This is a genomic window from Sphingomonas sp. SORGH_AS_0438, from assembly GCF_031453475.1.
Classification (GTDB): Bacteria; Pseudomonadota; Alphaproteobacteria; order Sphingomonadales; family Sphingomonadaceae; genus Sphingomonas.
The window spans coordinates 1216618-1229942 of the sequence record NZ_JAVIZS010000001.1 but is presented as its reverse complement, the minus strand read 5'-3'; the positions used below and the strand labels follow the sequence as shown (position 1 = coordinate 1229942).

Genomic DNA, 13325 nt, shown 5'->3' with positions numbered 1-13325 from the left:
CGATTGTATTCCTTGCAATCGCAAGCCAGCGGCGCGTTTGGGACAAAGGACCGCGTCGGCACAATTTTTTTATACAGACGGAGCCGCACGTCCGGCTGGTGCATTAGAAAACCCGACAAACCGGGAGCCGTCATGAACCATTTGACCAGCCAGAGGCTCTTTGCCTCCACCCTTTGCGCAACCATGGCATTGGCCACCGCGGCGCATGCACAGACCCCGCCAGCCGGCACCGCTACCAAAGCCGTCCTGGGCGCGGAGAGCCAGCCACAGCCCTATGCGACCGAGTCGGTCGTCAATCACCCCCGCACGATCGGCTGGCCCGAGGGTCGCACGCCGGTCGCGCCGCGCGGCTATCAGGTGATAAAGTTCGCCGGCGGCCTGGATTACCCCCGCCAGGCGCTGCTGCTGCCCAATGGCGACGTGCTGGTCACCGAGGCACGCACCAAGCCCAAGCTCGACGCCGAGCCGGAGGTGCAGCGCGGACAGGCCCTGTCCAAGACGACCGGCTTCAGCGCCAACCGCATCACCCTGTTGCGCGACGCCGATCGCGACGGGGTGGCGGAGCAGCGGTTCGTGCTGCGCGACGGGCTGAACCAGCCGTTCGGGATGCAATATGCCGGCGGTCGCCTCTATGTCGCCAATACGGACGGCGTGGTCAGCTTCCCCTTCCAGCCGGGCCAGACCCGCATCACCGCCGCGCCCGCGCCGGTCGCCAGCCTGCCGGCGGGCGGCTACAACAATCACTGGACGCGCAACCTGCTGCTCAGCCCGGATGCGCGCACGCTCTATGTCTCGGTCGGGTCCGCCTCCAACGTGGCCGAATATGGCATGGACGAGGAGAAGCGCCGCGCCGCCATCCTGGCGATCGACCTCGCCACCGGGCGCGAGCGGCTCTACGCCAGCGGTCTGCGCAATCCCGTGGGCATGGACTTCGCCCCGACCACCGGCACGCTGTGGACCGCGGTGAACGAGCGCGACCATTTCGGCGACGATATCGCGCCCGACTATCTGGTCGGGGTGCGCGAGGGTGGCTTTTACGGCTGGCCATATAGCTATTACGGTCGGCAGGACCCGCGCCACGCCAATGAACGGCGCGACCTGCTCGCCACCACGCTGATGCCCGATGTCGCAGTCGGTCCCCATGCCGCCGCGCTGGGTCTCGCCTTCGCCAAGGATCGCCCCGGCACGGACCAGCTTGCCTTTGTCGCGCGGCACGGTTCGTGGAACCGGGCGTCGTTCATCGGCTATGACGTGCTGGCCGTCCCCTTCGCCCAGGGCCGCCCCGCCGCCGAGCCGCGCCCCTTCCTGACCGGCTTCGTCGCGGATGCCAGGAAGGGCGAGGTCTATGGCCGGCCGGTCAGCGTCCAGACGCGCGGCGATGGCGCGGTGTTCGTGGTCGACGACGCCGGCGACACGGTCTGGCTGGTCCGTCGCGCTTCGTGAGGGCGTGGCTGGGGGCCGCATCGGCGCTGCTCGCACCGGTCGGGGCCCAGGCGGCGGAGCGCCAGTCGGTGCCGGTGATCGATACCGAGGACGCGACGCTCGGCACCACCCAGGTGCCGGCCGGCGCGCTCCACGGCACCCTGTCGCTGGACATACGCAACGGCGATTATGCGCGCGGGGCCTATGACGACGACGATGCCGACCTGTCGCGCCTGCCGGTCCATGTGGCCGTCGCCTTCGCCGGGGTGCTGGCGCGCGATGCTGCGGGGGACGCGCGGCTGTTCCTGATCGGGCAGAGTTCCAACGGCTTCCACGCCCCCTCGGCCGACGAACGCACCCGCCCCCGGAGCTGGTATGAGAGCAACACGATCGTCGCGCTCGCATGGCAGCCGGCCAAGGGCCTGACCACCGCCGCCGCCTATGCGATCAAGGCCAGCCCCAACGGCATCGCGGGGACGACGCATGAGGCGAGCCTGTCGGTTCGCTACGCCGGTAACCGGGGCATCGGCTGGTGGCGGCCGAACCTGGTCGTCACGCGTCGGACCCAGGGTGATGGCGGCGTCTTTACCTTGGTCGGCCTGTCGCCGGAGGTGCGGCTGGGCGAGACGACACTGTCGGCGCCGCTGGTGGCGGGCGTCGGCTGGAGCGGATTCTACGGACCGGACAGCGCCGATCGGCGCTATGCCAGCGCAGGAATCTCGGTGCAGCACCCGCTGGGCCGCGCCGCCAGCCTGCGGGCGGAGATCCTGGCGATCGCGCGTGACCAACGCCTGCGCCGGCTCGACGCCCCCGGCGGCACCACCGCCCCGGTCGTGCCGCTGGCGACGATCGCGCTCAGCGTGCCCTGGTAGCGGTGGGACGGATGCAGCGTGTATAGACACGCATCTTCCGCTTGTCGCGCGGCAGGGTCATGGCCAGGCAATAGTCGCGGGCCAGCACCAGCGTCACCGCCGCCAGGCTCGCCGGGTTGAAGAAGCTGGTCGCGCGGTCCAGCGTCACCACCACCGGCGGCCGGGTCGCCATGATCCGCGCCACCTCGCGCCCCTCGTCGACGCCGGTCGCGCCACCCTCGATCGCGTGGCCCAATGTATTGGGGAAGGCATAGGGGGTCGGGATGCAGCTATCGGCCAGATAGTAGAGGATGGACGGGCCGTTGAAGACATAGGGGCAGGTGCCGGTGCCATGGTTCGCGCGCATCAATGCCACGACCGGGGCGATGGCGGCCCGGTCGTCGGGCATGTCCACCCGCTCGCCGATGAAGACCAGCATCGCGGCCAGGACCACGATGGTGCGCAGCTTCGTGGAGCGGCCAAGCGACCAGCCCGCCAGCGCCGCCAGCGGCGGCAACAGCGGCAGGCCGTAATGGTCGTAGAAGGTGCCGATGCAGGCAAAGCCGATCACCGCCGCCAGCAGCCAGCCGATCGCCAGCGCATGGACCGGGTGCCGGGCGGCGCGCGGCCCGATCCGCGCCAGCGTCACGCCGGCGGCGATCAGCAGCGGCGTGATCTGTGCCAGCAGACCGCCGAGGTTGAGCAGCATCTTGCCCGCCGGATAGGCCTGGCGCAGCGTGATCGACACGAAATTGGCGAACCAGAAGGCCTGGAACGCCCCTGCCCCCATCATGGCATAGGCCAGACCGACCGCCAGTGTCGGCGCGATCCCCGCCACGCCCCAGGCCAAGGTCCAGCCGATCGTCACACCCGGCCGGCGGACCCGCACGATCGCCCAGAGATGCGCCAGGCCGATGAACAGTCCCTCGAACGCGGCGGTATATTTGATCTGGATCGCCAGACCGCACAGCGCGCAGGCGGCCAGGCCGTTGCGCCCGATCGCCTGCGCTGCCCGCTCGCCGGTGAGGGAGGGCAGGCGCAACGTCAGCAGCGCCGCCAGCGCCACCGGAAGATTGTAGAAGACCGGAGACTGCCCGCCCTGCCCGCCGATCACCGCCATTGTCAGCAGATAGAGGATGCCCGCGCTCCAGGCCCCGACCGGGGCCGCGCCCAGGCGACGGGCGATGTGCAGGATCACCGCGGCGGTCGTACCCGCGAACAGGGCCGCCGCCACCTGATAGACGATGATGCCGTCCGCCGGGATCAGCCGGAACCCCGCGAACAGCAGGAACAGGCCGTAGGGCTTGCGGTCCCAGAGGTCGATGAACGGCACCGCGCCGTGCAGCATCCGGTCGCCGACTAGCAGATACCATTGCTCGTCGATGTCGAGCACCGGATTGCCGAAATCCCAGCCGCGCAACAGCAGCGCCAGCACCAGCATCGCCGCCAATATGACGGCCGGCCGCTGCCCCGGAGACGATGATCCTGGATCGTGCTGCACCGTCAAAAAACCTGATCCTGATCAAATAGCCGGAAAAGGCGCGGTAGGCGAGCCGCAGGCAGGCGGCAAGCATTGTCGGGAACGCACGCCGGAACTCATGCGTCCATGATCGCGCTGATCGAGGAACCGCCATGACCCAACATCCCTTGCGCATCGTCATCACCGGCGCATCCAGCGGCATCGGAGCCGCCACCGCGATCGCCTTTGCAAAAGAGGGCGCACAACTGATCCTGGCCTCGCGCGGTGCGGAGGGGCTGGCCGATATCGCCGCGCGCTGTCGCGCCGCCGGCGGCACGGCCGAGACGCAGGTGCTGGACGTCACCGACGCGGCGGCGGTCTCTGCCTTCGCCCAGATGGCGCAGCAGATGCTCGACGGCATCGACCTGTGGTTCAGTTGCGTCGGGGTCGGGGTGGTCGGCCGGTTCCAGCAGGTGCCCATCCAGGATCACGCCCGCGTCATCGACACCAATCTGACCGCGCATATGAACGAAGCCCATGCCGTGCTGCCGATCTTCCTGGCGCAGGAACATGGCACCTGGGTCAACATGATCTCGGTCGGCGGCTTCGTCGCGACCCCCTATGCGGCCGCCTATGCCGCCAGCAAGTTCGGCCTGCGCGGGCTGTCCCAGGCCCTGCGCGGCGAAGTCTCGAAATATCCGCGCATCCATATCTGCGACGTCTATCCGACCTTCGTCGACACGCCGGGGATCGATCATGCCGGCAATTATACGGGCGCGCGCCTGTCGCTGCCGCCCGGTGCGCTTTCGCCGGACAGCGTGGCGAAGGCGGTGGTGCGGCTGGCCCGGCATCCGCGCAACACGACGGTGATCGGCGCGCCGGCGCTCGCCCTGAAGCTGGGGCAGTTCGCCATTCCCAATCTGATGGCGGCGACGATGAACGGCTTCATGGACGTCTGGTCCCGCCACGCCGAGCGCGGCGAGGATGGCAGCGGCGCGGTCCATCACCCGCCCGCCGGCGCGAGCGGCCCGGATGGCGGTCGCCGCGATCCCGACCGGGGCCGCAAGGCGGCGACCGGAGCCGCGCTGGCCCTGGGCCTGGCGGGGATCGGCGCAGTGCTGTGGCGACGGCGACGGTGAGCGCGCCGCCGGTCACTCCCGACGGACGCTATATCGTGGTGCGCGGCCGGTTGTGGCGACGCGCCAACCCGCATTTGCCGGAGGCCGAACGTCAGGCCCATGTCACCGCATTGATGACCGCCAGACGGGCCGTCCGCAGCGCGCTTTCCGACGGCGATACCAATGCCCTTCGTGCCGCGCGCACCGCCGTCGATGCCGCGAAGGTCGCGCTCGGCGAACGGGGTCCGGTCTGGTGGCCGGGCGAGGAGGATCTGAACCGTCACCTCGCCCGCAACACCCATTATGCCGACTGGTATGCCGGACTGGCGCTCGACGTCTGATCGCTCATAGATTCGCCTGCTCGTCCTCGGGCAGGTCGGCGTCGGGGGGATAATAGAGCTTCGCGCATTCCTCGCGCAGGCAACCGCCCTCGATCACGATGTCGTCGCGATAGGCATCGGTGATGAAGGCCAGCGTATCGACATGGCGCGCCTCGAAATACATCGGATGCACGTCCTCGCGCTCCGCGCCGTAGACGACCCGCCCGACCTTAGACCAGATCGAAGCCATGGTGCACATGCCGCAGGGTTGCAGCGTCGAATAGAGCGTCGCGCCGCGCAGCTCCAGCTCGCCACTGGCCTCGCATCCGCGCCGGATCGCCATCATCTCGGCATGGGCCGTGGCATCGGGCAGCTCATGCGTCTGATTGCGCTCCGCCGCGATCACCCGGCCGTCCAGCACGATCACCGAGCCCAGCGGGGAGGTGGACGGGTCGGAGCCCTTGGATCGGGCGATGCGGATCGCCTCGCGCATCCAGCGTTCATCATCTTCGGTCATCGCGGTCCAACGCAACGCCTGCCCGAAGGTGCCGCAGCGATGGCCGGGCATCGTCACCGCGCCCCATTGACCTTTCCCCGGTGGCCGGGGCACCACCCCGCCATGCGATCTTCGTTCCTCTCGGCCTGACCCGCACTTGCCCCGCTCCCCCGGCCGCCCTCGCGGCGTGACCATCATCGATGTCGCCCGCCATGCCGGCGTCTCACCGATGACGGTGTCGCGCGTCATCAACGCCGAGCCTGGCGTCCGCGACGAAACCCGCCGGCTGGTCGAGGCGGCAATCACGACGCTCAACTACACGCCCAACCTGATGGCGCGCAGCCTGGTCACCTCGCGCGAGATCCGGATCGGCGTGCTCTATTCCAATCCCAGCGCCGCCTTCATGAGCGGCTTCCTGGCCGGCGTGTTCGAGGAGGCCTCGGCGCGCGGCGCACAGCTCCAGCTGTTGAAGGGCGAGGCCGGCAAGCCCCCCGCCCCCGCCGCGATCGAGCGGCTGATCGCCGGACGGATCGGCGGCGTCGTGCTGGCCCCGCCGCTGGGCGAGAACGACGCGGTGCGGGCGATGCTCGCCGAGGCGAAGCTGCCGGTGGCGGTGGTCGGCGGCGTGGCCCCCGGCGCGATCTGTATCGGCATCGACAATCGCCGTGCCGCCTATGACATGACCCGCCATCTGCTCGGACTGGGTCACCGCCGCCTCGGCTTCGTCCTCGGCAATCCCGACCAGTCCGCCAGCCGCGAGCGTCTCGCCGGCTTCCAGGAAGCGGCGGCGGAATGTGGTGAGGCGACCGTCCGGATCGTGCCCGGCGATTTCGGCTATGCCAGCGGCCTGGTGGCGGGCGAGACGCTGCTCGACGATCCCGCCCCGCCGACCGCGATCTTCGCCAGCAACGACGACATGGCCGCCGCCGTCGTCTCGGTCGCGCATCGCCGTCATCTCGATGTGCCGCGCGACCTGACCGTGGTCGGCTTCGACGACAGCACTGCCGCGGTCACGCTCTGGCCGCCGCTCACCACCATCCGCCAGCCGGTGCGCGCGCTGGCGGCGGAGGCGATGCAGCGTCTGATCGAGGCGATGCGGCGCGGACGGGTGGCCAGCAGCGCAGCCCCCCATGTCCTCGACCATCTGCTGGTCGAACGCCAATCCACCGCCCCGCCCCCGGCCTGACCCGCGGCGACAGCGCGCCTTTACGAAATCCGATCGTCAGGTCAGCGGTTTAACGGCTTGGTCATCGGTTCGTAACTATTGAGGTGCAAAAGGTTCACGGAGCCGCTGACCATGAGGATTTTTGCTTTGCCCCAGGCGCTACTTGGCCGGATGCACCGGCATCGCAGCCTGTCCACCCTGCGCGATTGGGCGGACACGCAGCCGGACGACCGCAGCCTGCTGCGCCAGTCAGCCGCGCGCCAGCCCGGCCAGCGCTGAGTCCACCGCGCCGTAGCAATCGCGGGCCAGTGCCACGAAGCGATCACGCGGAAACTCGCCAAGCCGGTTGGCATAATGACCCAGCGCGCCGAGCAGGTGCACGCGGATCATCGCCAGCCCCAATGCGCCACCGCCCAGCGCCTCTTGATACCATAGCAGTTCGCGTCGCAGCCGGTCCGACGACAGGTTGAACGACTGGTGGAAGCGGATCAGGTCGTAAATGGCATAGCCGGCGGCCGTGCCCCCCGCCCAGTCGATCACCACCAGCTCGCCGCCACCCGGCCGGACCATGATGTTGTTGCGCCACAAATCCCCGTGCATCGGCACGTGGCGCGGCTTGAGCGTTCCGGCGGTGATGTCCACATCCAGCCGCTCGGCGTCCGCCCGCAGGGGTTCGGGCAGATCGTGCATGTCGACCAGCGCGCGGAGCGATCGCTGGAACTCGTCCGTCTCCGCATGATCGTCCGCTGGACCATCCGCGACGGTCGCACCCACCAATTGCCGCAGCCACCCCAGGATCGCCGCCGCCACCTTCGGCGTCTGGATCAGGCGACGGAGCCGGCCGCCAGCCAGCGGTTCGCAACGTGGCAGGATCAGGAAACTGCGATCCGCCAGCGTGCCGGTCGCGGTGACCGGCAATATCCGCTCGGCCATGACCGGACCCAGCCCGGCCATCGTCTGCGTCGCCTGGGCCTGGATCGCCGCCGCATCCGGATGTGCTGCTGGTGACAGGAACAATACATGGTCGTGATCGAGCAGGAAGATCGCCGCACCGTCCGCGACCATGGACTGGGTACGGATGACCTCGACCTTGTCGATCCGACGACCATCCGGATAAAGTGCGTCCGACAATACCGAGATCACGGCATCCGACGATATCGGCCGGTCGGACGGTGACGTCTCTTGAAGGTAGGTCGCGATAGGCATTACCTGATAGCTAATGTTACAGATGTGTTAAAACAATCGGTTAACGTGTTGATCCAGGTGAGTTATCAGGACTTCCGCACCTGAGCAGTCTCAACTTGGCACGAAAGCATCGAAGAGGATTGCCGTCCTCGATAGTCTATATCGCGATATACAATGGCCTATGTGGTCATTTGTTCCGATGGTGGCCACCATCTTCCTCTTGTTGGACAATTGACGCCGGCCGGTCGAACCGCGAGGATGTTCGAAACAGGAGGATTCGGCGATGCATCAGTATCTTGCGAGCATGGTTCATCGTCGGTGGTGTGGGGTGACAGGCTGTGCCGCCGTCGCACTGGCCTTGGCAGCCGCAACGCCGGCCTCGGCGCAGAACGACCGCATGGCGTCGATCGCCACGCCCGCCCAACCCGGTGCCATCACGCTGAATACCGGCCCCCTTCCCGGCGCCACCGCAAAGGAGGCATGGCACAGCCAATATGGCAGCGTCTTCGCACGGAACGTCACGGTCGCGACGCTGACCCCCTTCCTGCCCGATCCGGCCAAGGCGACCGGCGCGGCCGTCGTCGTCGCGCCGGGCGGCGGCTTCACCACGCTGTCGATGCAGAATGAAGGCTGGGACGTGGCCAAGGCCTTGGCCGCGCAGGGCGTCGCCGCCTTCGTGCTCAAGTACCGGCTGAACCCGACGCCCGCCGACATGGCCGGCTATGAGCGCGAGATGCGCGAGCGCTTCTCGGGCACCAACCCGCGCCCCCGCCCCTCGACCGAGGCGATGATGGCCGGCATCGCGCCGCAGATCGCCGATGCGCGCGCCGCCTTCAAGCTGATCCGCGCGCGCGCGGGCGAGTGGCATGTCCAGCCGGACAAGATCGGCATGGTCGGCTTTTCCGCCGGCGCGATGCTGACGATGGCCACCGCGCTGACCGGACAGGATGCCAAGCCCGCCTTCATCGCGGACATCTATGGCCCGCTATCCACCGTGACCGTGCCGGCGGACGCCCCGCCTCTATTCGCGGCGCTGGCCGCCGACGATCCCTTCTTCGCCAATGGCGGCTTCGGCCTGATCGAAGCCTGGAAGGCGGCGAAGCGCCCGGTCGAGTTCCACCTCTATGAACAGGGCGGCCATGGGTTCGGCATGTACCAGAAGCCGACGACCAGCACCGGCTGGTTCGACGCCTTCTCCCGCTGGATGATGATGCACGGCTGGATCGCCGCGCGCGCCTGATCATTGGGCCTCGGCCCCGCCAGCGGGCGGGGCCGATCGTTCAGCCGACCGCCTCGTCATAGGCGAACCAGGCGAAATCCGCCGCGCGTCCGGTGCCGGCCATGTCCTGGCAGGCCATGCCGACGAACGTGCCGGTGAAATTGGGCAGGCCCGGCAGGGTCGCCTCGTCGGACAACAGGCTGGCGTCGACCGTCTCCGACAGCCAGTGCCATTCCTCCGCCCCCTCGGCCCGCCAGGCGAAGCGCAACACGGCATGATCCGCCGAGGCACGAAGCGCGATCGGCCCGGCGGGTAGCGGGATCGGATCGGTCATCACGCTCTGCCCCTCGCCGATCGGCAGGACCGAGAGCAGCTGGAGCACCCGTCGGCCGTCATCGTCGGCCGTGACCTGCAGAAAGACATATTTGGTGCTGTTGTAGTAACAGACCAGCCCGGCGGCCTGCTGGAAATGCTCGGGCGCGAAATCGACCAGCGTGCGCGCGTCGTATCGGAACGCGGTCTGCCGGCGCGCGACCAGGGCCTGTTCGAAATGGCTGCCGATCGTCTCGCGTCCGAACAACCGCAAATGGCCGGGCCGCGCGGTCAGGCTGAACAGGTGATCCGGCTCGGGCGAGCGGAGCCATTGAAAGGCGTCGGGCAGGTCGGGCCCGTCGAACCGGTCGAATGCGGTGACCGGCCGCTCGTCGATGGTCGTGGGCGGCGGCGCGGCGGCGCGGAGCCAGCCATCCGGGTCCCAGCGCATCGGCTGGATCGCCGTCTCGCGCCCCAGCACGCAACGATCGCTGCCCGGCATCGGCCGGCCGCACAGATGCACCATCCAGGGCGCCCCCTCCGGCGTCTCGACCAGATCGCCATGGCCGACCCGCTGCAACGGCGCGGCCGGCGTGTCGCGCGCGGTCAGCACCGGGCCATCGGGATGGACGTCATAGGGACCGAACAGGGTACGCGACCGCGCCATGGTCACCGCATGGCCGCGCTCCGTCCCCCCTTCGGCGACGAGCAGATGATACCAGTCGTCGCGCTTGTAGAGGTGCGGCCCCTCGGTGAAGCCCAGCGCGGTACCCTGGAAGATCACCCGCCGCTCGCCGACCAGCCGCCGCGCCGCCATGTCCAGCTCCTGCACGACGATGCCGGCGAAGCGCTTGCGGCCGGGGCGATGGTCCCACAGCATGTTGAGCATCCAGCTCCGCCCGTCATCGTCGTGGAACAGCGCGGGGTCGAAGCCGCTGCTGTTGAGATGCACGGGATCGGACCAGGGGCCGTCGATCCGGTCGCTCCACACCCAGTAATTGTGGAAGTCGCGCAAGGACGCGCCGCGTGCGCCGTCGACCGTGGTGCGGCCGTACCGCTTCACATCGGTATAGATCAGGTGGAAGCGCCCGTCCTTGTAGCTCAAGTCCGGGGCCCAGACGCCGCACGAATCCGGATCGCCGCGCATGTCGAGCTGGCTGGCCCGCGACAGGGGCCGGGCCACCAGCCGCCAGTCGGCCAGGTCGCGGCTGTGATGGATCTGCACCCCCGGAAACCATTCGAAGGTTGAGGTGGCGATGTAGTAATCCTCCGCCACCCGGACGATCGATGGATCGGGATTGAAGCCGCGCAGGATCGGATTGGCGGGCGTGATGGGGTCAGCGGTCATGCGGGTTTTCGCACCAGGGTCCAGAGCAAGGCGGCCCCGCCCAGGTCGAGCAGCCCGAGCAGGATGAAGAAGGGCTGATAGCCGACCTGATCGACCATCGCGCCCAGCGACAGCGTGAAGATCAGCACGCCCAGATTGGCGGCGGTGCCCGACACGCCGGTCGCGGTCGCGACCTGATCCTGCGGAAACAGGTCGGAACACAGGGTGATGACGGTCACCGACAGCGTCTGGTGCGCGAAGCCGCCCAGGCACAGCAGCGCGATGGCCGCAATCGGGCTGGTCACGCTGCCGACGAACATCATGCCCGTCATTAGCACCGCGCCGAGCGTGAAGGCGCCGCGCCGCGCGTCCACCAGCTGGACGCCGCGCCGTTGCAGGAAGGCGACCACGGCCGGCCCGAACAGGCAGCCCAGATCGGCCGCCAGAAAGGGCAGCCAGGCGAACAGCGCGATCTGGGTCAGGTCGAAATGCCGGGCCTGCACCAGATAGAGCGGCATCCAGAGCGACAGCATCCCCCAGACCGGATCGGCCAGGAAGCGCGCCGCGGCGATCGCCCACAAATTGCGTCGGCGCAGCAGTTCGCCGAGCGGCGGCCGCCGCCGCTGCCTAACCAGCGACGCTTCCTGCCCCTCGACAATCAGCCGCCGCTCGCCCTCGGACAGGCGGCGGTGCCGGGCGGGTGGCGCATACCAGACCAGCCAGGCGACGACCCAGGCCAGGCCCAGGCCACCCGCGACGAAGAAGGCCGCGCGCCAGCTGTGATGGAAGACCGCCCAGGCGACCAGCGGCGGTGCGAACACCGCGCCGAACGAGGCGCCGATCTGATAGATGCCGCCGGCCACGCCGCGCTCGCGCGCCGGAAACCATTCGGCGACCAGCTTCATCCCCGCCGGCTGCGCCGATCCCTCGACCAGCCCCAGCGCACCGCGCAGGCCGGCGAACCCCATCCAGCCATTGGCGAAGCCATGCCCCAGGGTGATGCACGACCAGATCGCGACGAAGAGCGAGAAGCCGACCTTCAGCCCGATCAGGTCGAGCAGATAGCCGGCCACCGGCTGGAACATGATGCCGAACTGAAAGGCGCCGGTGATCCAGCTATATTGTTCGGAGCTGATGTGCTGCTCCGCCATGATCGCCGGCGCCGCGACACCCAGAATGCTGCGGGTCAGATAGTTGATGACCATCGCCACGACGAACAGCGCGATGATCGTCCAGCGAATATAGGGAAACCCGCGCAAGCCCCTCTCCCCTACGGTAACGTTATCATCCGGTTCTAGGACGGGTTGGCCGATCAGGGCAAGCAAAGTTCTGCGAAACCCCGATCGGCGTGATGGAGCGCTCGCCGTTCGGCGGACGCTTACAGGATGCCGGCATCTCCGGAAAACAGCAGGTCGGCCGCCATGATGCGGATGCGCCCGCCCGCCCGGCGCATCGCCTCCGCCCGGCGATAGCGGGACTCCTGTTGCAAGGCGGGACCGGCGGGCGCGGTGGGGGCGATCGCCAGCACCGTGGTCGACGGGCCGACCGCGCTGACGACGCGCCCGCCCAGCGCGGCGATGCGATGCGCGAGCGGACCATCGCGCGGCTCGCCCAGAATCGCGATCCGCTGCCCGGCTAGGGGCCCGTGCAAGGCCGGCGACGGCGCGGGCGGGCGCTTGGGCGGCTTGCCGGGGGAGAGCCATTCCGCGAGCGGCCGGCCGCTATGTTCGATCGCGCGCACCACGACCAAGCCGGCGACGCGCGCGTCGCTCAGGGCATCATGATGGCGATGCTCCAGGCCCAGATGGCGGGCGAGCACGTTCAGCCGGTGGCTGCTCAATTCCGGCCAGGCCCGCTGGGCGACGCGGACGCTGTCGAGCCAGGTGGTCGCGATCTCCGGCCGGTCATGGACGCGACAGGCGGCGGCGAGCGCCCCCTTGTCGAAATGCGAGTGGGCGACGGTGATCCGCCCCGCCAGATGACCATCGACGATCGAATGCAGCTCTCCGAAACAGGGCTGGCCCAGCACATGGTCGGCGGTGATGCCGTGGATATTGACATTGAAGCCGCTGAACGTGTCGCGCGGATCGACCAGCGTTTCATATTCGAAGCAGACCGCGCCGTTGCGGAACCCGACAATGCCGATCTGGCAGATGCTGCTGACGCGGGAACAGGCGGTCTCGACATCGATCACGACGAAATCGGGCGACTCCCCATGGACAGGGGCGATCGGGGCGGATGGGCTCGGCAGCATCCCATATGATAGCGACCGCCCGCCGGCCGGATCAAGTCGAGCCGGCCACGCTTCTTTCGTCCCCGGCCGGTGATCGCCATCACGGCGATATCATCGATCACATTGCCGAGACCGCGGGCCATGTCTGGCACGGTCTGCACCATCCGCAGCAATCGCGGACCAGTTCCGATTCCACGTCGCACGGTCGCGACCAAGCA

The 13325-nt window shown here is 68.6% G+C and carries 13 protein-coding genes; 7 read left to right on the top strand and 6 right to left on the bottom strand.

Features of this window, described 5'->3' with window-relative positions; all coding sequences use genetic code 11:
- The first annotated feature begins 183 nt into the window (after positions 1–183).
- Both QE452_RS05830 and QE452_RS05825 read left to right on the top strand, forming a co-directional pair.
- Positions 184–1443, top strand: a complete 1260-nt coding sequence (locus QE452_RS05830; RefSeq protein WP_309660209.1) for a sorbosone dehydrogenase family protein — start codon at positions 184–186, stop codon at positions 1441–1443.
- A complete protein-coding gene (locus QE452_RS05825) occupies positions 1440–2294 on the top strand; it encodes a hypothetical protein (protein ID WP_309660208.1) in 855 nt (284 codons plus the stop codon). The genes QE452_RS05830 and QE452_RS05825 overlap by 4 nt, the downstream gene beginning before the upstream one ends.
- Here the strand turns inward: QE452_RS05825 and QE452_RS05820 are convergent.
- Positions 2278–3774 carry a hypothetical protein gene (locus QE452_RS05820; RefSeq protein ID WP_309660207.1) on the bottom strand — a complete coding sequence of 499 codons (1497 nt, stop codon included), beginning with the start codon at positions 3772–3774 and terminating at the stop codon, positions 2278–2280. The two genes, QE452_RS05825 and QE452_RS05820, sit on opposite strands and share 17 nt — an antisense overlap.
- 131 nt (positions 3775–3905) lie before the next feature.
- Here QE452_RS05820 and QE452_RS05815 point away from each other — a divergent pair, with 131 nt between their 5' ends.
- Together QE452_RS05815 and QE452_RS05810 are read left to right on the top strand one after the other, a co-directional pair.
- A complete protein-coding gene (locus tag QE452_RS05815) occupies positions 3906–4871 on the top strand; it encodes an SDR family oxidoreductase (RefSeq protein WP_309660206.1) in 966 nt (321 codons plus the stop codon).
- Complete coding sequence (locus QE452_RS05810; protein ID WP_309660205.1) at positions 4868–5191, top strand: hypothetical protein; 324 nt, start codon at positions 4868–4870, stop codon at positions 5189–5191. Before QE452_RS05815 ends, QE452_RS05810 begins: the two co-directional genes overlap by 4 nt.
- A gap of 4 nt (positions 5192–5195) precedes the next feature.
- Here QE452_RS05810 and QE452_RS05805 read toward each other — a convergent pair whose 3' ends face one another.
- A complete protein-coding gene (locus QE452_RS05805; RefSeq protein WP_309660280.1) occupies positions 5196–5687 on the bottom strand; it encodes a nucleoside deaminase in 492 nt (163 codons plus the stop codon).
- 166 nt (positions 5688–5853) lie between these two features.
- Between QE452_RS05805 and QE452_RS05800 the strand changes: the two genes are divergently transcribed.
- Positions 5854–6852, top strand: a complete 999-nt coding sequence (locus QE452_RS05800) for a LacI family DNA-binding transcriptional regulator (RefSeq protein WP_309660204.1) — start codon at positions 5854–5856, stop codon at positions 6850–6852.
- A 111-nt stretch (positions 6853–6963) separates the two neighbouring features.
- Positions 6964–7110, top strand: coding sequence for a hypothetical protein (locus QE452_RS05795; RefSeq protein WP_309660203.1), 147 nt, complete (start codon positions 6964–6966; stop codon positions 7108–7110).
- On the opposite strand, the gene QE452_RS05790 is transcribed toward QE452_RS05795, so the two are convergent.
- On the bottom strand, positions 7081–7962 hold the full coding sequence (locus QE452_RS05790; protein WP_309660202.1) for a phosphotransferase: 882 nt from the start codon (positions 7960–7962) through the stop codon (positions 7081–7083). The genes QE452_RS05795 and QE452_RS05790 overlap by 30 nt on opposite strands.
- Positions 7963–8320: 358 nt before the next feature.
- On the opposite strand from QE452_RS05790, the gene QE452_RS05785 reads away from it, so the two are divergent.
- Positions 8321–9256: an alpha/beta hydrolase gene (locus QE452_RS05785; protein ID WP_309660279.1), complete on the top strand. Its 936-nt coding sequence runs from the start codon at positions 8321–8323 to the stop codon at positions 9254–9256.
- Positions 9257–9296: 40 nt separating this feature from the next.
- Here the strand turns inward: QE452_RS05785 and QE452_RS05780 are convergent, their stop codons facing one another.
- The 3 genes from QE452_RS05780 to QE452_RS05770 form a co-directional block, all read right to left on the bottom strand.
- On the bottom strand, positions 9297–10895 hold the full coding sequence (locus QE452_RS05780; protein WP_309660201.1) for a glycoside hydrolase family 43 protein: 1599 nt from the start codon (positions 10893–10895) through the stop codon (positions 9297–9299).
- A complete protein-coding gene (locus tag QE452_RS05775) occupies positions 10892–12133 on the bottom strand; it encodes an MFS transporter (RefSeq protein WP_309660200.1) in 1242 nt (413 codons plus the stop codon). Before QE452_RS05775 ends, QE452_RS05780 begins: the two co-directional genes overlap by 4 nt.
- Positions 12134–12252: 119 nt before the next feature.
- On the bottom strand, positions 12253–13068 hold the full coding sequence (locus tag QE452_RS05770) for an exonuclease domain-containing protein (RefSeq protein WP_309729717.1): 816 nt from the start codon (positions 13066–13068) through the stop codon (positions 12253–12255).
- Positions 13069–13325 lie beyond the last annotated feature (257 nt).